The organism is Marinobacter piscis, from assembly GCF_007671655.1.
In the GTDB taxonomy this organism is placed as follows: domain Bacteria; phylum Pseudomonadota; class Gammaproteobacteria; order Pseudomonadales; family Oleiphilaceae; genus Marinobacter; species Marinobacter piscensis.
Genome location: NZ_VCGX01000003.1, coordinates 121905 through 142359 on the forward strand (window position 1 = coordinate 121905; position 20455 = coordinate 142359).

Annotated in this window: 17 protein-coding genes; 3 read left to right on the forward strand and 14 right to left on the reverse strand. The window is 56.5% G+C overall.

What is annotated here, in order from left to right:
• Positions 1-44 precede the first annotated feature (44 nt).
• On the reverse strand, positions 45-1520 hold the full coding sequence (locus FFI95_RS11500; RefSeq protein WP_144822681.1) for an AMP nucleosidase: 1476 nt from the start codon (positions 1518-1520) through the stop codon (positions 45-47).
• Positions 1521-1642: 122 nt separating this feature from the next.
• Here FFI95_RS11500 and hdhA point away from each other — a divergent pair, with 122 nt between their 5' ends.
• Positions 1643-2410 carry a 7-alpha-hydroxysteroid dehydrogenase gene (gene hdhA, locus FFI95_RS11505; RefSeq protein WP_144822683.1) on the forward strand — a complete coding sequence of 256 codons (768 nt, stop codon included), beginning with the start codon at positions 1643-1645 and terminating at the stop codon, positions 2408-2410.
• A gap of 116 nt (positions 2411-2526) precedes the next feature.
• On the opposite strand, the gene FFI95_RS11510 is transcribed toward hdhA, so the two are convergent.
• From FFI95_RS11510 to FFI95_RS11550, 9 genes are all read right to left on the reverse strand, one after another.
• Positions 2527-4158, reverse strand: coding sequence for an alkaline phosphatase (locus FFI95_RS11510; protein ID WP_144822685.1), 1632 nt, complete (start codon positions 4156-4158; stop codon positions 2527-2529).
• A 56-nt stretch (positions 4159-4214) separates the two neighbouring features.
• Positions 4215-5396 (reverse strand): choline ABC transporter ATP-binding protein, encoded by a 1182-nt coding sequence (gene choV, locus FFI95_RS11515; RefSeq protein WP_144822686.1) that lies wholly within the window; start codon positions 5394-5396, stop codon positions 4215-4217.
• Complete coding sequence (gene choW, locus FFI95_RS11520; RefSeq protein WP_144822688.1) at positions 5393-6241, reverse strand: choline ABC transporter permease subunit; 849 nt, start codon at positions 6239-6241, stop codon at positions 5393-5395. Before choW ends, choV begins: the two co-directional genes overlap by 4 nt.
• A 143-nt stretch (positions 6242-6384) precedes the next feature.
• The gene (locus FFI95_RS11525; protein ID WP_144822690.1) at positions 6385-7314 is read right to left on the reverse strand and encodes a choline ABC transporter substrate-binding protein; all 930 of its coding nucleotides are present in this window, start codon (positions 7312-7314) and stop codon (positions 6385-6387) included.
• Positions 7315-7349: 35 nt separating this feature from the next.
• A complete protein-coding gene (locus FFI95_RS11530) occupies positions 7350-9017 on the reverse strand; it encodes a choline dehydrogenase (protein WP_246069504.1) in 1668 nt (555 codons plus the stop codon).
• 63 nt (positions 9018-9080) lie between these two features.
• Positions 9081-10544 (reverse strand): betaine-aldehyde dehydrogenase, encoded by a 1464-nt coding sequence (gene betB / locus FFI95_RS11535; protein ID WP_144822693.1) that lies wholly within the window; start codon positions 10542-10544, stop codon positions 9081-9083.
• A complete protein-coding gene (gene betI / locus FFI95_RS11540) occupies positions 10544-11140 on the reverse strand; it encodes a transcriptional regulator BetI (protein ID WP_144822695.1) in 597 nt (198 codons plus the stop codon). Before betI ends, betB begins: the two co-directional genes overlap by 1 nt.
• Before the next feature lie 304 nt (positions 11141-11444).
• Positions 11445-13103 (reverse strand): acetolactate synthase large subunit, encoded by a 1659-nt coding sequence (locus FFI95_RS11545; RefSeq protein WP_144822697.1) that lies wholly within the window; start codon positions 13101-13103, stop codon positions 11445-11447.
• Positions 13104-13151: 48 nt separating this feature from the next.
• The gene (locus tag FFI95_RS11550) at positions 13152-14765 is read right to left on the reverse strand and encodes an FAD-dependent oxidoreductase (protein ID WP_144822699.1); all 1614 of its coding nucleotides are present in this window, start codon (positions 14763-14765) and stop codon (positions 13152-13154) included.
• A 92-nt stretch (positions 14766-14857) separates the two neighbouring features.
• Here FFI95_RS11550 and FFI95_RS11555 point away from each other — a divergent pair, with 92 nt between their 5' ends.
• Positions 14858-15868 carry an AraC family transcriptional regulator gene (locus tag FFI95_RS11555; protein ID WP_144822701.1) on the forward strand — a complete coding sequence of 337 codons (1011 nt, stop codon included), beginning with the start codon at positions 14858-14860 and terminating at the stop codon, positions 15866-15868.
• Positions 15869-15901: 33 nt separating this feature from the next.
• Here FFI95_RS11555 and FFI95_RS11560 read toward each other — a convergent pair whose 3' ends face one another.
• Positions 15902-17257, reverse strand: coding sequence for a PhoH family protein (locus FFI95_RS11560; RefSeq protein ID WP_144823244.1), 1356 nt, complete (start codon positions 17255-17257; stop codon positions 15902-15904).
• A 167-nt stretch (positions 17258-17424) separates the two neighbouring features.
• A complete protein-coding gene (locus FFI95_RS11565; protein WP_144822703.1) occupies positions 17425-18162 on the reverse strand; it encodes an START domain-containing protein in 738 nt (245 codons plus the stop codon).
• 138 nt (positions 18163-18300) lie between these two features.
• On the opposite strand from FFI95_RS11565, the gene FFI95_RS11570 reads away from it, so the two are divergent.
• The gene (locus tag FFI95_RS11570) at positions 18301-19308 is read left to right on the forward strand and encodes a DUF2804 domain-containing protein (RefSeq protein WP_144822705.1); all 1008 of its coding nucleotides are present in this window, start codon (positions 18301-18303) and stop codon (positions 19306-19308) included.
• Between the two features lie 40 nt (positions 19309-19348).
• On the opposite strand, the gene minE is transcribed toward FFI95_RS11570, so the two are convergent.
• Together minE and minD are read right to left on the reverse strand one after the other, a co-directional pair.
• Positions 19349-19618 (reverse strand): cell division topological specificity factor MinE, encoded by a 270-nt coding sequence (minE, locus tag FFI95_RS11575; RefSeq protein ID WP_144822707.1) that lies wholly within the window; start codon positions 19616-19618, stop codon positions 19349-19351.
• Between the two features lie 3 nt (positions 19619-19621).
• Positions 19622-20434 carry a septum site-determining protein MinD gene (gene minD / locus FFI95_RS11580; RefSeq protein WP_144822708.1) on the reverse strand — a complete coding sequence of 271 codons (813 nt, stop codon included), beginning with the start codon at positions 20432-20434 and terminating at the stop codon, positions 19622-19624.
• Positions 20435-20455: the final 21 nt, after the last annotated feature.

A 20455-nucleotide genomic window follows, 5' to 3' on the forward strand; every position in this document is an offset into this window, starting at 1 on the left:
AGGCAAGGTGGAGCGCGCCCATTGTGGAGCCGGGCGCATCAGGCTCAGCGAAACGGCGGCTCATCAAAACTACGCAGTTTGCGCGAATGCAGAGTGTAGCGCTCACTGCGCATTATCTCTAATGCACGGATGCTGATATGTAAATGCTGGGTAACCGCACTCTCGTAAAACGCACCCGCTGCTCCGGGTAACTTGATCTCACTGTGCAGTGGTTTGTCGCTGACGCACAGCAGGGTGCCGTAAGGCACACGAAACCGATACCCTTGCGCGGCGACTGTGCCACTTTCCATATCCACTGCAATGGCGCGAGCCAGGTTAATCTGCGGGCGCTCCTGGGCCCAGCGTAGCTCCCAGTTACGATCGTCGTACGTTAATACAGTACCGGTACGCAGTCGACGCCGCAGCGTGTCGCCCTCGTCGCCGGTGATTTCGGCCGCCGCCTGCTGGAGAACTTGCTGCACTTCGGCCAGCGCCGGCAATGGAATGTCCGGGGGCAGGACCTGGTCAAGGATGCCGTCACGGCGCATATACGCATGGGCCAGCACGTAATCACCAATCACCTGAGACTGTCGCAGCCCGCCACAGTGGCCAATCATCAGCCAGCAGTGCGGGCGGGTTACGGCAAGATGGTCGGTGATGTTTTTGGCGTTGGATGGCCCCACGCCAATATTTACAAGGGTAATACCCTGGCCCGGCTCATCTGCCTTCAGGTGGTAGGCCGGCATCTGGAACCTGTGCCAGACGACAGAATCCAACAGCGTCTGCATGTCTTCTTCAGACATGCCCCGCTCAATCACCACGTTGCCGGGCAAAACCATGCTCTGAAACCGTGAATCGCCCCGCAGCATGTCCAGCCCATGCTGCACAAACTGATCCACATACCGGTGGTAGTTAGTCAACAGTATCCACCGTTGTACGTGTTGCCAGTCACTGCCGGTGTAGTGCACCAGCCGGCGCAGAGAAAAATCTGTGCGGGGGGCATCGAATAAGGATAAGGGCAGCTGCTCAAGTTCCTGCCAGTCGAGCAGCCCATCGGCGGTGTCATCGTCAGCGGCCGCCAGGTCGGTACTGGGAAATACTTGTGAGAGTTCGCGGGCGGAGACGCCGTAAGCGCCCAGTTCATCGCCCTGATCAACAACATAGGGGTAGGGGATGTTGACCTGGCTCCGGCCCACCTCAATCGTTACTTCAAAATCTCTCATGATCAGTCCCAGCTGGTTCTCCAGATAGCGCCGGAAAGCCTCTGGCTGAGTCACGGTCATGCTGTAAACGCCGGGTTCCTGGAGCCGCGCGTAGGCACGTATGCTACTGGGTGCTTCACCCTGAACACGATAAGTCAGGCGCAGCTCCGGGTAACAGAAGTTGCAGTGGGAATCCGGTGGCAGCTGACGGTCCGCAAGATACTGTTTCAGTGCGGCGCGCAGTGAACGGGTGGCTTGCTCATAAAGCTCAGCAAGACGATCAACCGCTGCTTCTGCAGTGGTCACTTCAATAAAGTCATCAGCAAAAGGTGTGGTCACAACAGGCCTCAGAGTTGTTCAGAAGTTTTAAAGTACTAAATGCAACTAGACTGCACAAAGGATTGTATGAGTCGCTCATTACATTCTAACCCTTAAAACCGTAGCACTGGGGAGTCATCAAAATGTATAACCCGGCAGATTTTACACTCAATAACCAGGTGGCGGTTGTTACCGGAGCCGGCGCCGGAATAGGTCGCGCCATCGCTGAGACGTTCGCTGCAGCAGGGGCCGCGGTTATGGTCAGTGATCTTGATTCAGACACTGCCAATACCGTCGTAAAAGAGATTGAAGCCAGGGGCGGCAAAGCTGCTGGCATGGCATGTGATGTGACCAGGGAGGATGACCTGGTCACGCTGGTCAGCCAGACTGTGCAAACATTCGGGAAGCTGACCCTCCTGGTCGGCAATGCCGGGGGTGGCGGACCAAAACCGTTTGATATGCCGATGGAGGAGTTTCGCTGGGCCTATGAGCTGAATGTTTTTTCGCTGTTTCGTTTGGCGCAACTTGCTGCACCCGAGATGGAAAAGGCCGGAGGAGGTTCGATTCTCGCTGTTACTTCGATGGCTGCCGAGAACAAGAATCAGCGCATGGCATCCTATGGTTCCTCAAAGGCAGCGACCAGTCATCTTGTACGCAATATTGCCTTTGATCTGGGTCCAAAGGGAATCCGTGTGAACGGTGTTGCACCCGGTGCTACACGCACCGATGCACTTAAATCTGTGCTGAACGACGACATTGAGAGGAAGATGTTGGCGCACACACCCATTAAACGTCTGGGCGAGCCCGAGGATATGGCTAACGCCGCGTTGTTTCTCTGTTCGCCCGCTGCAAGCTGGGTCAGCGGTCAGATACTGACTGTCTCCGGTGGTGGTGTGCAGGAGCTGGACTGATCAGCACGGTCTGTCATTTCGGCTAACTGATACCAACTACCTCATGGCGCAATAAGTCGATGAGGTAGCCGCAGGCACCAATACGCCTTGGTGTCGCCTGCGGCTACCAGACACAGTTAGTCTTCCATCGCCTCTACGGCGTACTGGCCAACATCTGTGTGGTGCAGAATCTTCCCGAAAGGTGCAGCCGCTTTGGCTGGCCCCTGGGTGAATACCAGCACCGGGGTGTTGGTGTGGGTGCCGGTAGACCAGACGACGTTCTGCTGTTCCGCGACTTCACGAGCCAGCAGGTTCTGGCGGTTATCGTCTGTCTGATAAACAAAGAAGGCGCCGTTTACATCCATTTTCGGGACGGTTTTGGTGCTCAGGTAAGAGTGGCCTTCTGTGTAGAAGGGGTTGTCTTCAGTGGCCAGGACCCGGGCCGCCTGCTCTTCGGTTATATTGAAGCTGGTTTCTGCGTTCACAATACGGGCGAGGTTGGCGGGGGTTTGTTCGCTCTCGCTCAGGCTATCGAACTGACTGTAGAAGATATCGCCGTAGGAGGATTTCTGTTCGTACAGTTTGTCCAGCGTCGATACATCCCCAAAGTTAAAGCCAGGTTTGAACTGCTGCTCATTGAAAACGTCGCCCGGAAGGTCGCGACCGTGGGGCAGGTCGTTAGCAGAATAGCTGAATCCAAAGCCGCCGGTTTCGTGGTCGGCTGTGACGACAACCAGAGTATCATCGCGACCTTCTGCCCAGTCCAGTACGTAGTTCAGGGTTTCGTTCATGCGCAGCATTTCGTGCAGCATGGTGCCTGTGTCGTTGTAATGCCCTGCCCAGTCGATTTGTCCAGCTTCGATCATCAGGAAGAAACCTTCGTCGTTCTGTGACAGCGAGCCGATGGCTTTTTCCGACATTTCTTTCAATGTGGGAACCGTGCGCTCGGGGTCGTTTTTAGTCTGGTTCTCAACGATGGCGTTGGGCAGAGATGAATAGGCAAACAAACCAAGAACTTTGTCATCAGCCTGGTTCATCTGGTCGAGGTTAAACGCCAGATCGTAGTTTTTCTGCTGTGCTTCGGCAATCAGGTTGCGGTTATCATTACGCTTGGATTTGATACGCACTGAGCCTTCAGTCAGCGTTTCCAGTTCCTGACGCGTCGCTGATTGTTCGTCGTTGGCGGATTCTGGTATCCAGTAGCGAAGACCGCCAGAGAGCATAACGTCTACATTATTGTCCAGCAGGTCTTCGGCAATTTCGTTTTCCAGGCTGCGGTGGCTCTGGTGGGCAGCAAAGCCGGCCGGGGTTGCATGAGTAATGCGCGTGTCGGAGACCAGCCCGGTCGATTTACCCAGCTTTTTCGCTTTTTCCAGAATGCTTTCCGCACTGTTGCCGTCTTTGTCTGCACCAATCATTTCGGCGCCAGCGAATTGGCCGGTTGCCAGTTGGGTGGCAGAGGCGGCGGAGTCCACAACCAGGTTGTCATTGGCATGAGTCATGGAAATGCCCATAGGCCCGTTTTCAGCAATACGGTCGAAGGCGGTATAGCCGTCGGCAATGACCGAGTTAGGCGCCTGCTTTGCATACGCGAGGAGCAGCCCGACTTGTTGCGGGCCCATGCCATCGCCAATGATCATGATGACGTTTTTGGCTTTTTCAGGCTCAGCCGATGCGGTTTGAGACTCTGTTTGCATGGGCGCACAAGCTGCAAGCATGAGAGAGGAGGCCAGTAACCCCGCTCCCGCAGTAATGTTGCGAATATTCATAGTCTTCCTTTTTACGTTGCTGCTTTTTTGATTATAAAAGGCGCGTTGTTCGCGCCCTAACTGTCGTCCAGATGCTTCCCCAGCATGGCGTGGTAAAGCTCCCGGTCGCCAATGGCACCGGTTATCTGGCCGTTTTCTTCCACCAGCAGGCTGTGGCCGGTGAAGTACCGAATCTCCATGGCGTCCCTCAGAGGGGTGTCCGGAGCGATTCGTGTGGGCTGCTTCGCCAGGCTTTCTATGGCCTGGCCTTCTTCCCAGGTCTGGGTCTGGAAAGTTTGGCCGCTACTGGTTACGACGGCTTGTTCCGCTATGTTCGGGGTGTGCAGCCAGGTGTCGTAGCGTTTGTTGAGGCAGCGGTTGCCTCTGGAGTCTTCCTGTACGTGTTCGATGGGCAAGGCCAGCGAACGTGCTGCCAGAACATTCAGCGGGTTGGTGCTGGACACAAAACTTTTTACGTAATCGTTTGCAGGTTCCAGCACAATGGATTCCGGCTTGCCATGCTGAACAATCTGGCCGTCTTTCATAATGGCGATGTGAGAGCCCAGTTTCAGGGCTTCATCCAGGTCGTGGCTGACGAACACGATGGTTTTCTGGAGGTCTTCCTGCAGAGTCAGCAGCTCTTCCTGCAACTGGTTGCGGATCAGCGGGTCCAGCGCTGAGAAGGGTTCGTCCATCAGCAGTATTTCCGACTCTGTTGCCAATGCCCGGGCCAGGCCGACACGCTGGCGCATGCCGCCGGAAAGCTCATCAGGCTTGGACTTGGCCCAGCCCGCAAGGCCGACCAGTTCCAGCTGGCGGGCAACCTTGTCGCGACGCTCAGCTTTGCTTAACCCCTGAAGTTCCAGGCCAAAGGCGACGTTCTCTTCCACGGTCAGCCAGGGCATCAGCGCAAAGTTCTGGAAGACCATGGAGACACGGCGGGTGCGTATATCCCGCTGCACTTTTTCACTGGCCTGGGTGAAGTTGACCATTTCGCCGTTGTGCTGAATGTGAATGCTGCCACTGGTGACCTCATTCAAACCGTTAACACACCGGAGCAGGCTGGATTTGCCGGAGCCTGAGAGCCCCATCAAAACGCAGATTTCTCCCTTTTTAACGCTCAGGGTGGCGTTCTGAACACCCACCACCAGGCCGGTCTGCTGGTGAACGGCCGCCCGATCCTGGCCCTGCTCAATCAGTGGCAGGGCATTTTTGGGGCGTTTGCCGAAGACAACGTTTACATTTTCAAACTCGATCATGAGGAAGAGCCCCCGGTGTTGCTTTGACGGAAGAACCGGTCCATCCAGATAGCCAGTAATACGATTGCAAGCCCGGCTCCAAAACCTTTGCCTATATCCACAGTGTTCAGTGCCCGGACCACGGGTACGCCCAAGCCATCAGCACCCACCAGGGCGGCGATAACAACCATTGAAAGAGACAGCATGATGCACTGGGTTATGCCGGCGCCGATGGAGCTCATGGCAGCGGGCAGTTCAACCTTGAACAGCAGTTTTCGGTTGGTGCAGCCAAAGGCTTTACCGGCTTCAACCAGCTCTTTGGGCACCTGGGAAATGCCCAGATACGTCAGGCGAACCGGAGCCGCAATGGCAAAGATGATGGTGGAGATCACGCCGGGCACGACTCCGAGACCAAACAGGGTCAGTGTCGGGATCAGGTAAACAAAAGGCGGAATGGTTTGCATCAGGTCCAGCACTGGCTGCAGGAACTTGTACAGCCAGCTGCTATGGGCCGCGTAGATACCCAGGGGAACGCCAATCACGACGCACAACACGGTTGCATACAACACCAGCGACAGGGTCGCCATGGTGTCTTCCCAGTACCCGAGGTTCCAGATCAGCATAAAGCTGATGGCGGTAAACGCTGTCAGCCCCCAGCGGCGATGCCGAAGGTGTGCCGCTACGGTAAAAAACAGAACGAGGGTGCCTGGTGGTGCCCAGAGCAGGGCATCGGTGAGGCCATGTATCATGCCTCGAAGGGTGTCAGAAACGGCATCAAAAAAGCCGCTGAAGTTAATCACCAGAAAATCAACAACGTCTTCCATGAAGTCGCCAAAAGGCAGTTGATGCTCAGTTATCCAGCTCATGGTATTCAGTCTTTTTGAGTGCGGGCCATAATGGCCGGCGCATAAAAGTGGGTGGTGTTGGCAGCCACAAACAGGGGCTCCGGGCCGGCTGGCTCAGAGCCCCTGAAAGGTGTTTGAAAAGCTGCGTGCGAGAATTCCGAAGGTTACTTCAGAGCCGCTTTGACAGCCGGCAGGGCGTCTTCGCCGTTGATGGTGGTGACGCCTTCGAGCCACCTGTCGAGTACCGCAGGGTTGTTCTTCAGCCAGGTGTGCGCGGCGTCCCTTGGCTCTTCCCCGTCATTCAGGATGCCTGCCATCACTTCGTTTTCCATGGTGAGAGTGAAGGTCATGTTGTTCAGCAGGGTGCCTACGTTGGGGCATTCGCTGGTGTAGTTCTCACGCACGTTGGTATGAACCGTGGCACCGCCGTAGTTGGGGCCAAAGAAGTCATCGCCACCTTCGAGGTATGCAAGGTCATAGGTGGCGTTCATCGGGTGTGGTTCCCAGGCCAGAAACACGACCCAGTCATCACGACGGACGGAACGGCCAACCTGGGACAGCATGCCGGCTTCGCTGGACTCCACGACCCTGAAGTCACCCAGTCCGAATGCGTCTTCTTTCACCATTTGCTGGATCAGGCGGTTACCGTCGTTGCCCGGTTCGATGCCGTAGATGCGGTTATCAAACTTGTCGGCGTGTGTGGCAATATCCTCAAAACTGGTTACGCCCGCATCGTAAACATACTGGGGCACGGCCAGGGTGTACTTGGCGCCTTTGAGGTTGGTGATGATGTCTTCAACCTCTCCACTTTCCAGATACGGGCGCACATCCGCTTCCATGGTGGGCATCCAGTTGCCCAGGAAAACGTCGACGTCCTCATTCTTGAGCGACCGGTAGGTAACAGGCACCGCCAGCACTTTTGCTTGTGGCTCATAGCCCATGCCGTCAAGCACTTCCGAGGCGAGGGCTGTAGTAGCGGTGATGTCGGTCCAGCCAACATCCGCGAAACGGACGGTTTTACATTCGGCATTCGGGGCAGCCAGGGTGGCGCCACTGAATGCCAGACCCGCACAGGCCAGAACTAGCTTTTTCATACGTTGTACTCCTTTATCGATTATTGGTCACAGTGTCAGCGTTGTTGGTTTTTCCAGTCCGGGTGTTCCCAGACCGGGGCTGATGAGGGGGGCAGAGGGTCCAGACCACGTATGTGATCGGCACACTTTTCTGCCAGCATGATGGTCGGGGCGTTCAGGTTGCCACTGACCATGCTTGGCATGATGGAGGCATCCACCACGCGCAGGTTACGGGTTCCATAGACGCGGGCCTGCTCGTCGACGACGGCCATGGGGTCATCGGCTGCGCCCATTTTGCAGGTGCAGGATGGGTGATAGGCGCTGTCCGCATACTGGCGGATAAAGGCGTCTATATCCTCATCCGACGTGGCATCTTCTCCCGGCCGCAACTCTTTGCCGCGGTAGGCATCAAATGCGGGTTGGGCGAAAATCTCCCGGGTCAGCTTGACACTCTGGCGCATTTCCCAACGGTCGCGCTCGGTACTGAGCAGCTTGGGGTCAATAATGGGGTGGTCGCCAGGGTTTGCGGATCTCAGCTTCAGGAAACCGCGGCTGGTTGGCCGCATGGGACCAACGTGAGCCTGGTAGCCGTGGCATTCTGCATCTTTACGGCCATGGTCGATCACCTGCGAGGGCAGGAAGTGGTACTGGATGTCCGGGTGCCTCACGCCAGGTTCCGAGCGAATGAAACCGCCCGCTTCCAAGTGTGCGGTGCGGCAGGCACCCCAGTCGTTATTGATGAACCATTTCATGCCCGCCAGGGTTTTGCCGGGCTGGGTGGTGTATTTATACAGAGTAACCGGCTGCGTTGACTCGTGCTGAACGTAGATTTCCAGGTGGTCCTGCAGGTTTTTACCTACGCCGGGCAGGTCAACGACCACGGGAATACTGTGCTCCTGCAGTTCGGCAGCGGCACCTATACCAGATAGCATCAGCAACTGGGGCGAGTTGATCGCGCCGCCACTGACGATGACTTCCTTGCGGGCCGCCACGCGAATGGTTTTGCCCTTCTGAATGTACTCAACGCCTGTTGCCTTGTTGCCGTCAAACAGAATGCGGGTGGTCATGGCACCGGTTTCGGCGGTCAGGTTCGGGCGGTTGAGGACCGGGCGCAGATACGCCTGAGCTGCACTCCAGCGTTTACCTTTGCGAATGGTCATGTCCATGTCGCCAAAGCCTTCCTGCTGGTAGCCGTTCATATCGTCAGTCTGGGGGTACCCGGCCTGTTTGGTGGCTTCCTTGAAGGCGCCGAACAACGGGTTGGGTTCATCACCGGTGTGAACGTTCAGAGGGCCCTGGCCACCCCGATAATCGTCGGCTCCTTTTTCCCGGCTTTCGGCTTTGCGGAAGTAGGGCAGAACGTCTTGGTAGCGCCAGCCTTTGGCACCTTCTTCGTGCCAGCGATCATAGTCATAGGCGTGGCCGCGGATATACACCATGGCGTTCAGGGTGGAACCACCGCCCCAGACTTTGCCGCGGGGCCAGTAGAGTTTCCGGTTATTCAGGAATTCCTGGGGCTCGGTGTGGTAGTACCAGTTGTATTTGTCGTCCATGAGGTTGTACATGAGCGCGGCTGGCATGTGGATTTTCCAGCCGTTGTCACGGCGTCCGGCTTCCAGCACCAGCACCTGGTCCTGTCCGCTTTCAGTCAACCGGTTTGCCAGTACGCAGCCAGCTGAGCCAGTACCAACAACCACATAGTCAAATTCATGATCAAATTGCAAAGCTGTCTCCTTCATACGGGTGCGGGCACCTGTGCCGCGCCTGTCTTGGTTGCAATGGCGATGTCAGAATGGGGCCTCGAGCGGTTCCATGCCGACGTAGACGGATTTGGTCTGGGTATAGTGGGCGAGCGTTTCACGACCGTTCTCGCGGCCCAGTCCGGAAAGCTTGTAGCCACCTACGGGCATTTCGGCGGGTGAGGCACCGAAGCTGTTGATCCAGCAGATTCCGGCTTCCAGCTGGTGAATAACCCGGTGGGCGCGGGTGTTGTCTGTGGTAAATACACCTGCAGCCAGGCCGTAATCCGTATTGTTGGCGCGCTGTACCACTTCGTCTTCGGTATCAAACGGCAGCACGGACATCACCGGCCCAAAAATTTCTTCCCGCACAATGGTCATGTCATCGGTGCAGTCGGCAAAGACGGTGGGCGCAACGAAGTAGCCGTTTTCACAACCTTCCGGCTTGAGAGTGGTGCCACCGGTCAGCAGTCGCGCGCCTTCGGCTTTAGCACTGTCGATATACTTCATCACCAGATCACGGTGGCCGGCGCTGATCAGGGCGCCAAAGTTGGTGTCCGGGTGCTCGGGGTTGCCGGCGATGATGTTGGTTTCGGTTCTTTTAACCAGTTGCTCAAGGAAGGCGTTGTAGACAGACCGCTGAACAAAGACCCGGGTGCCGTTGGTGCACACTTCGCCCTGGGTATAGAAGTTACCGAGCATGGCAGCGGAGACGGCCTGTTCCAGATCCGTATCCTCAAAAATAATCAGAGGTGACTTGCCGCCCAGCTCCATGGTGACGGACTTCAGGGTTGTGGCTGAGTCTGCCACAACCGTGCGGCCGGTTTGCGCTTCGCCGGTGAACGATACCTTGGCGATTGCCGGACTGGATGTGAGCATCTGGCCGACCCGGTGATCGCCCTGTATCACGTTGAAAACGCCTGCCGGTACACCCGCGGCGAGGTATATTTCTGCAAGTTTGATCGCACCCAGAGGGGTTTCTTCTGAGGGTTTGAAGATCATGCTGTTACCGCATGCCAGTGCCGGCGCGGACTTCCAGCAGGCAATCTGCAGCGGATAGTTCCAGGCACCAATGCCGGCGCACACGCCCAGGGGTTCCCGGCGGGTATAGAAAAAATCTGGCCCCAGGTGCTGGCTTTCACCAGTGATGCTGGAGGCCTGGCCGGCAAAGTACTCAACAGAGTCAGCGCCGGTTACCACATCCACCACACTGGCTTCCTGCCAGGGTTTGCCGGTGTCCAGTACTTCTGTGTGAGCCAGAACATCGTTCTGTTCCCGGAGCATGGCGGCTGCACGGTTGAGTATGCGGCCCCGCTCAAGTCCGCTCATGGCAGACCAGACTTTGAACCCTTCCCGGGCACTTTCTGTGGCAGCCCGCATGATGGATTCATCCGCCTGCTCAACCTGGTAAATCACTTCCCCTGTGGCCGGATTGAATACGTCGAAGCATTCACCGTTTTGGTTGGCCAGCGGCTGGCCATTAATAAACGATTGGTAAATAGGCAGCGTCATCAAGAGGCTCCGTTATTGGCTTGAATGGCTTGGTCGATATAGGTTTTACAGAGGGCTACAGCCTGGCCTGGCTCAATGCGGCCCTCACTCATAGCGGCCCGCAGCCAGAACCCGTCGATCATTGCAGCAATGGTCTGTGCGGTCGGGCGTACCTGGTCGGCAGGCATGAGTTGCCGGAGATAGGACATCAGGTTGGACAGCAGGCGGCGCTCGTTGATGCGTTGCAGCCGCATCAGGTCCGGGCTGTGCATGGCCTGGGTCCAGAACGCCAGCCAGGTTTTTGCGGACTGGGCATGGGTCTGCACGCCGGAAAAGTTGGCGTCCACAATGGCCATCAGGCGCTCACGCGGGGTGTTCGGACGCCCTGCCATCAGCGTGGAGACGTCCTGCTGCAGACAGGACAATAAGTACCGCATGGTGGCTTCCAGTAATCCCTGCTTGCCACCGAAGTAATGGCTGACAATACCAACCGATAGCCCGGAAGCTCCGGCAATTTTGCCGATGGTTGCCCCCTGGAAACCGTATTCTTCAATAATCTTTAGCGTTGCATCGATTAACTGCTGCCGCCGGATCAACTCTACGCCTGGCCGTGCCATGCTGTGCCCTCTGAATCACCGTGGTTGAACGGGTGTTCATTTTGTTGAACGTGTATTCAATTTGAGCGAAGGTTAATGGTTTGAAGGCTAAATATCAAACCCGTCAGCGCAGTCTGTGAAACTGACGTTTCACGCTGAGTGTTAATTTGGCCGTGGGTAAGCGCAGTAATTTATTGTTTAGACAGCGAAAGAATGGTGTGCAGGGTTTGGTGCGGGGAGAAAAGAGTAAGGGCGCTAAAATCGAACTAAGGCCTTGGGCAAGTGAGGTTCTGGTAACCTCATTTGCCCATTGCAAAGGGTGAGTTCAGGGTGCAATTTTCTTTTTCAGAGCCTTGGTGACCGGTCGTGGCAAGTTGGGCAGTGAGCGCAGCAGCCAGGGCAGTACTTTTCTTTTTGCCCCGTTCAGGGACTCCGGAACAATGGCTTCGATCAGGTGCGGGCCAGGGGTGTCCCGCGCGTATTCCATGGCTTTGAGCAGTTCTTCAGTGGTGTGAACGCGAATGCCGTGAACCCCCATACTTTGCGCAAGTTGTGCGTAGTGGGTGACCGGGCCACTGATATCCAGTTGTGACTTGGCTTTCTCACCGGCTTCTTCGGCTCCCACCCGCTCCAGTTCCATGTTCAGGATGGAGTATGAGGCGTTGTTGAAAATAATGGTGGTAACGTTGAGCTGTTCCCGGGCCATGGTCCATAAGGCCTGAATGGTATACATCACGGTGCCATCACCAATGAGGGCATAAACCGGCCGTTCCGGGCTTGCGATGGCGGCGCCTGTGGCGCTGGGCAGTCCCTGGCCGATGGCACCGCCGGTAAGGGTGAGCATGTCGTGGCGGGGCGCGCCCGCGGTCATAACATTGAGCATCAGGCCCGAGGTCATGGCCTCATCCACAATAATGCTCTTCTCCGGCATTATATGGCCCAGGGCTTTACAGACTTTTTCGGCGGTCAGTTTGCCGCGTGGTCGCCCGGGGCGAGCGGGGGCTTGCAGTTCGGGCTGTGCCGAACCGGCTCCCAGAGTTTCGGTCAGCTGGTTCAGAGTGGTGAGTGCATCCTGTTCCGGTGTTGCGAGGGTGTACAGCGTGCAGTGCTCGGGTACCAGGTAGCTGTCTTTTCCCGGGTAGGCGAAAAAGGAAACCGGGGCTTTGGAGTCCACAAGCACCAGGTTGTCATATTCTGCCAGTTGCAGGGTTGCCAGCTCTGCCAGATAGGCAAGCCGTTCCACCGGAGGCAGGCCAACACCCCGCTCCATACGGGTCGGGAAGGTTTCTGCGAACAGCTTTACGCCGTTGTGAGCGGCAATGCGGGCCGCGGCCATCAGGCTGGGTTCCCGGAGGGCGCGGCCGCCAAGCAGGAATGCTGTTTTCTGGCCACTGCGGATAGCCTCAGCAATGGTTTTCAGAGTGGCGTCGTCGGCGCCGAGCAGTTCCGGCTCCGGCAGAGGGGCGCAGGGTTTGCCGCCTTCTCCCCAGGACACGTCAGCCGGCAGGATAAGTGTTGCAACCTGGCCGGGCAGACCCTTGGCGGCGGCGATGGCTTCTACCGCATCCTGGCAGAGCTGCTCGGTGGATTGGGAGGTGCGCACAAAGCCTGGGGATACGTTGCGGGCCACGGTTTCAATATCAGACTGCAATTGCGCGTTGTACTGAACGTGATAAGTGGCATGGTCGCCCACTATGTTTACCACGGGTACCTTGCCTTTGCGGGCGTTGTGCAGGTTGGCCAGCCCGTTACCCAGGCCGGAGCCCAGGTGCAGAAGCGTGGCTGCGGGCTTGTCAGCCATGCGGGCGTAACCATCAGCAGCACCGGTTGCAACCCCCTCAAACAGGGCCAGTACGGCACGCATTTTGGGCTCGTTATCCAGAGCGGCTACAAAGTGCATTTCACTGGTGCCCGGGTTGCTGAAACAAACCTCAATACCGGCATCCATCAGTGTTTTCATTAAAGCTTGAGCGCCATTAGGCATGGAATATCTCCTGAATTGTGTTCTTGTAGGTTTGCTTTAACTGTTGCCTCAGTCACCGGCCACAATAGACCGGGCCGCGGCCCTGGCTGTCATGATGCAGCCGGGCAGAAACGTCCCTTCCAGTGAGCGCTTGCCATTGGCCCCGCCGCCGCCAAAACCTGCGGCTTCGCCGACACAATACAGGCCGGCAATGGGTTGGTTGGTGCTGTCGAGAACCCGGCTTTGCAGGTCTGTGCGCAGGCCGCCAAGGCTTTTGCGGATGGTCAGTTGCATGTGAATAGCAATGAATGGCCCGGCTCCGTTTTTTTGCAGCGGGGCGGGCTTGCAGGTTCGCAGTTTATCCGGCCCCCATTGGCGGGCATGCCGGATCATGCGGATTTGTGGGTCGTTATTCAGCTGGCTGCCTTTACGAAAGTTGGCATCGAATGCATCTGCTGTGGCTTTCAGGGTGGCCGGGTCAATGTCTATGGAGCAGGTAAGCCGGTTCATTTTGTCGGCCAGGCCTTCCAGGGTGTCGTCCACCAGAAAATACGGACTTTCGTGTTCCATCTGGGTGACCAGGTTTTTGTTGCCAAGCAACAGCTCTTTTACGAACAATGGAAACTGCTTGTTGCGAATGCGAGCGTTGTGCTCTGCTCCGGAAATGGCGAACTCCTTGATCGCAATTCGCCGGTTCAGCAGGTGCCAGGTCCAGGGTTTTTCCTGCTCGGCCACCCGTTGACATAGCCAGTGGGTATCAAAACCGGTCACCAGGGGCTCGGGGCCAATGCGCCGGCCCCGGTGGTCCAGCCAGAGAGCCGACTTGCAGGGAATCGTGGAAAGCCCGTGCCCCTTGAAGTGCGGGTAGGGGTGAGGAAAGCCCGCCGCGTAGTTCCACATTTCACCCGCGTGTGTAATGTTTGCCCCCAGATTGTCTGCCGCCCAGTGATGAAGCTTGCCATCAGCGAAGGGGTGGGTGCCGTTGAGCATGGTGTCGGGTTGTGGTCTGTCTGCGGGCCAGTTGGCCCTGCATTCTTTATGACTGCCGTTAATGCCGCCCATGGCCAGCACTACGGCGGACGCCGACAGGTGAATATCTTCTCCGGTTGTGTCATTGACAGCGACTGCGCCTGAAACCCTGCCGGATTCGTGTTCCAGCCCGGTAATGCGGTGTTGGTGAAGCAGTGTAAGGCGGTTACCTGTGTTGGCCTGGTGCAGCGCGTTAATCATGCATTCGGTCAGTTCCCGGGAAGTGCCCCAGAGAACGTGGTACCTGGGCACTGTGTTGCCTTCTGCCAGGCGCCCGCGTTCAACCCAGTTCACAGCGGGCATGAACTTCAGGCCCTCGTCCAAAAGCCAGTCGTAGACTTCTTTTCTTGAGTTTTCGACGTAATAGCGTGCCCATTTCATGGGCCATTCATCATCCGGGTCCAGCTCGCCGAATCGCAGCCAGTCGTTCAGGGCTGTTTCGGGGGAGTCAGGGATCTTCAGTCTTTTCTGCAATGGTGTGTCGATCAGTGCCATGCCACCAAAAGCCCAACGGGCCAGGCCGCCAAAACGCTCGGGGGTATCCCGGTCGACAATGGTTACGGTTTTTCCTGCTCTTAACGCTTCGAGTGCCGTGACGATACCTGCAATGCCGCCGCCGGCAATCAGTACGTCTGATGAAAGGGTTCTGGCCATAACATTACCTGTTGGCTCTGGTTTTAGTGTTTGTTTATAAAGACCATATACCGCTAATATGGGTTCATGATTGACATTAGAGGCCAACATAGTTGACGTTAGATGCCACAGTATCAATGGGGTGGGTGAGCACGGTTCTGGATGCGGCCCAGCGCCTTGGTATTGATCCGCAAAACCTGCTCATGACCGCCGGTATTCCCTCCGGAGCGTTGAGCTGGGAGCGCTGGCCAATCGATTACATTACCCGGCTCTGGCACAGTGCAGAGCAGTGCACGGGGGACTCGGGGTTTGGGTTGAAAGCCGGAACAGGGGTGCGCCCGGCCAGTATCGATATTGTCAGCTTTGCGTTGCAGTCCGCGGCAACTCTGCGTGAGGCGGTCATTCTGGTACAAAAATACCAGCGTCTGATTTCCGATGGCGGGCGTTTCCAGATGTTGCCGGGAAATCGGGGTACCTGGCTGGTTTATCATCCCCGGCAGGGCCGGCTGGCCTTTAGCCCGCACCAGCTTGAAGCCGTTCTGTCTGCAGTGGTGACTTTCTCCGGCTGGCTGTCGGGCGACAGCCTGAACGTTCTGCGGGTGCAGTTCAGCCATTCCCGGCTGGGGCGGGCAGAAGGCTATCAACGTGTTTTTAACTGCCCTGTGGAGTTTGAGCAGGCCTTCAGTGGTTTGCTTGTTGCTAATAAAGACCTTGATGAGCCTTTGCCTAATGTCGATGCCCGGTTGGCAAAAGTGCATGAGCGCTACAGTCAGGACCGGCTGGCGGCCCTGGATGGTGAACTGGTATCGGTGCAGGGGTTACGCCAGTGGTTACAGACTCAGCTGAGTCAGACGTTGCCCAGAAGGGCCGATGCCGCCCGCGCACTGGGTGTCAGTCAGCGCACACTGGCGCGCCGGTTGCAGGCCCAGGGTCAGACATTTAATAGTTTGCTGGATGATGTACGCCGGGAATGGGCGTTACAGGCGGTTGCCGAAGGCAAACAGTCGCTGGCGGATATTGCTCAGGCATTGGGGTATGCCGAAGCCAGTACGTTTTACCGGGCCTTTCATCGCTGGACCGGTATGCCACCGGCGCGTTGGCGCAAAGAGAACGCGGGGAGGTGAGTCGCGGTTCTCCCCGGCATTTCAGCTATAGGGTTACAGGTTGGCTTCAGCAAACTCTGCCAGTGGCGAGCGCGGCACACCCTGCAGGTGAATATGCCCTCCGTGGATGAAGCTTTTGAAGCGCTCGGTCATATAGGTCAGGCCAGAACTCAGAGCGCTCAGATAGGGCGTATCAATCTGCGCCAGGTTCCCCAGGCATATTACCTTGGAGCCATTACCCGCGCGGGTAATGATGGTCTTGATCTGGTGCGGCGTCAGGTTCTGGGATTCGTCGATAATAATCAGACTGTGCTGAAAGCTGCGACCCCGGATGTAGTTCATGGATTTAAAATGCAGGGGCACCTTACTGAGAATGTAGTCGACGCTGGCGGTCATATTCTCATCGTCTTCGTGCAGGGCTTCCAGGTTGTCCACAATGGCACCCAGCCAGGGTTCCATTTTCTCGGCCTCGGTGCCGGGCAGAAAACCTATGTCTTCATCCAGACCCTGGGTGGATCGGGTGGCGATAATACGTTTGTAGAGTTTGCTGGCAACGGTCATTTCAATGCAGGCTGCCAGCGCCAGTATGGTTTTGCCGGAGCCGGCCGAGCCAGTGAGGTTAACCAGGTGTATGTCCGGGTCGAGCAGCAGGTTCATGGCCATGGCCTGATAAATATCCCGGGGCACCAGGCCCCAGACTTCCTCATTCATCAGGTCGTGCTGATGCAGGTCGCGGATGGTAACACGGTCGTCTGTAACGCTCGTCACTCTGCCGAGGAATCCCTGCTCATCCAGAACAAACTCATTGATGTTAAGCCTGGCCAGCTCACCTTCGCGCTTCAGAATATGTTCCGTGGCGCCTTCCCGCTGCACAGTTTCCACTTTATCGATGGTGTCCCAGAAGGAGTTCGGGAATTCAAGATAGCCTTTGGGCAACAGGTCTATGTCATCAACCAGCTGATCACTCTGGTAATCCTGGGATTCGACACCAAAGCCCCGGGCTTTGAGCCGCATGTTGATGTCTTTGCTGACCAGAATGATGTCGCGGGATGTGTATTTCTCCTGGAGCGCTGCCAGCGAATTGATGATTTTATTGTCATTCAGGTGTTCGGGCAGGGCGTGGCTGCCTGTCTGCTCGGCACTCATGAGGATCGACAGTGTGCCCATAGGTTCTTTTGCTGTGCTGCGCACAATGGGAACGCCTTTCTCGATATCGTTCGGGCTGGCATCACCAAGCAGTTTGTCGATTGTGCGGATTGCCTGACGGCAGTCGGCCGCGACACTCTGCTTGCCTGATTTAAGGCCATCGAGCTCTTCAAGCACAGTCATCGGAATAATGACCTGGTGCTCTTCAAAGTTCAGGAGGGCGCTTGGATCGTGGATCAGGACATTGGTGTCGAGGACGTACATCTTTTTTCGGGCTTGCTGTGCTCTGGGCATAACGGACGCTACCTCCTGGTGGTGTTCAGCCGAGACCGGCGCAGCCGTAATGTCGCGCACCCGTATGCTCCCGTCAACCGGTAAAGCCATGAGTCTCGTGGCCGTGTCCCGGCCTGATCACCAGGTTGCGACTGCTTTCAGTCGTTTCCTGCGGTCGTTACATCCATTAAACGGCCGTCGTCATCGTACACCAGGGTGGCCTCCCGGTAGCGTTCAAGGCCGGCTATGCGCTCAAGTTTTTTTGTAGACTCCAGAGGTATATCAATCAGCAGGCTGTTCACCAGCCACCCGGGGAGGGTGCCATTGGGGTCTGTGTGTTGTAACCAGACCATGCGGGTAGTGTCGCCTTCAGGGATAAACCGGTAGCGGGTATCGGATTGCTCAACTCTTACCCGGTTACTTCTGTTTGCCTGCATGTCCGGTGCAGCGCTCATGTTAACGACAACTTCACCGGTCGCCTTGTTTCCCGTTGTATGAATATTCAACACATAGTCCCGGTCGGTGACAGGCCAGGGCATGTTGTTGACTGAGTAAACGTAACGGTCATGAAAGCTGCTTTTGCCGACAGCGTAGGACTCAGTACAGTTAAGCAGCCACTCAATGCAGGACTTCGGATTGTTCATCACGGCCACCACAGCGTTAATGGGAGCGTCAAGCAGGGCTTCGGCTTTGAATGCCTGAAAGCTGGAGCCGTCCCTGTCCATGGTGTATACGCGGATGTTGCCAGCTTCTTCACGCAACTCCCAGGCATCACTGTCTTCTGCAGGTAATGTCTGTGGCTGGGCTGCTATTACTGCAGAGGCTGTCAGGGCAAAAATCAGGCTGCTGATGGTGGTAAACCAGCCTTTAAAGCCATGGGCCAGGGGCATTCTCATAAGCTACACTTCCTGAACGTTTATAAGCTGAGATTAGCACGAGGCGTTGAGTGTTTTGGCTTCGAACAACAGAACTGTGCTTCAGTTAACTTGCTGAGGAAAGGCAGTTCCTGAAATTGGCCTGATTTGATGGTAACCATGACCCATACAAAACTGATTGATGAAAAAGGGCGCATTGCACCCGGTGTGCTTGAACAGCCGGTAGATGAAATCAATTACCTGGATTATGACCTGCGCACAGTCATGGACCGGCGGCGTTCCCGGCTGGCCCGCCGCTGGGGTTTTAACCAGTTCCAGTTTATCAGCGTGACCGGCCCGGGGTGGGTATTCGGAGTTGCGCTGGTAGACCTGAAGCTGGTGGGGAATGGCTTTTTTTATCTTTACGATGCGGCCTCCGGGCAAATGTATGAGCAGGGGTTTATCAAACCTCTGGCTTCGGGTATACGGTTAGAGCCTTACCCTGAACACGGCTCTGCCGTATTCCGGAAAGGAGGCGCGACGGTTCGGATACTGCCATTTTCTGGTGGGCGCAATGTGTCTGTTACGGCACCCGGTGGTATTCGGGCTGAACTGACGCTGAAAGACGATAACGATCCCCTGAGGCTGGTCTGTCCGGCCGGATATAACGGCTGGGTGTTCACCCGGAAGTCAGCCGGGATGCCGGTGGAAGGGGAGATCCGGTGGGGACAGAATATTTGGCGATGTGATGACACCACCCGTGGCGCCATCGACTGGAGTTGTGGCTTCATGAGGCGTGAAACCGCCTGGAACTGGGCCAGTCTGTCAGGGCAGTTGCCGGATGGACGCTCCCTGGGGCTCAACCTGGCTGCGGGAGTCAATGAAACCGGGATGACTGAGAATGCCTTGTGGCTGGATGGCCAGTGTCAGAAGATCGGTGCTGCCCGGTTTGTATTTGATCGTTACCACCCCGGGGGTGACTGGCGTGTGACCACAGACGACGGCCGGATCGATCTGTATTTTGTGCCGGCAGCAACGCGCAAGGAAAAGATCAATGCCGGGGTTCTGGCGTCGAACTTCCGCCAGCATGTTGGCGTGTTTAACGGGTTCGTTACGGGGAAGGATGGCAACGAGGTTGCCGTACAGAATATGATGGGGCTGGTGGAAGACCACTTCGCCAGGTGGTAGTCAGGACAGCCTGTCGTTCCGGGACAGGCTGCCCCCGGTTTCAGCTGGGGGTGTCGCCGCGTTCGGGCAGGGTCACGTTCAGTTCCAGTACCGAGCAATTGTCATTGCGGTCCACATCGACCTGGACCATATCGTCACTGATCTGGACGTACTTGCGGATTACCTCCAGTATTTCCTGCTGCATTTTCGGCAGGTAGTCTGGCTGATCCCGCTGTCCGCGCTCATGGGCCACGATGATCTGCAGCCGTTCTTTTGCAACGGTGGCGGAGGAGGCGGTTTTCTTGCCCTTGAAATAGTCGAGGAACCTCATCCGTCAGCCTCCCTTGAATATCCGTGAAAAAAAGCCTTTTTTCTGGGACGTAAGGAAGCGCTGCTCACGCTCCTCGCCCAGAAGGCGCGCCACTGCATCATCGTAGGCCTGACCGGCGTCACTGTCTTCCTCAAGGATAACCGGCAAACCCTGGTTGGACGCATTAAGAACAACCTGGCTTTCCGGAATAACCCCCAGCAACGGGATGGCGAGAATTTCTTCGACATCTGCAACTGAGAGCATTTCGCCCCGCTCAACCCGGTCGGGGTTGTATCGGGTCAGTAGCAGGTGCTCCTTGACTGGCTCCAGGCCGGATTCAGCACGCCAGGACTTGCTTTGCAGTATGCCCAGGATGCGGTCTGAGTCCCGTACCGATGATACTTCCGGGTTGGTGGTTATAATGGCTTCGTCGGCATGGTACAGAGCCATCAGAGCCCCGTGTTCAATGCCTGCCGGTGAATCGCAGATAACGTAATCAAAGGTTTCGGAAAGCTCTTTGATGACCTTTTCTACACCCTCCGGAGTTAGGGCTTCTTTTTCCCGGGTCTGGGATGTAGGAAGTATGTAGAGCGTGTTCACCCGTTTATCGCGAATCAGAGCCTGGTTCAGTGTTGCATCGCCCTGGATAACATTGACGAAATCATAAACCACACGACGTTCGCAGTTCATGATCAGATCCAGATTACGCAGGCCTACGTCAAAATCTACGACAACGGTTTTGTAGCCGCGTTTGGCAAGACCGGTGCTGATAGAGGCGCTGGTAGTTGTCTTACCTACGCCGCCCTTTCCTGAGGTAACGACAATAATTCTAGCCAAGGTTTATTTCCTGTGTCTCGG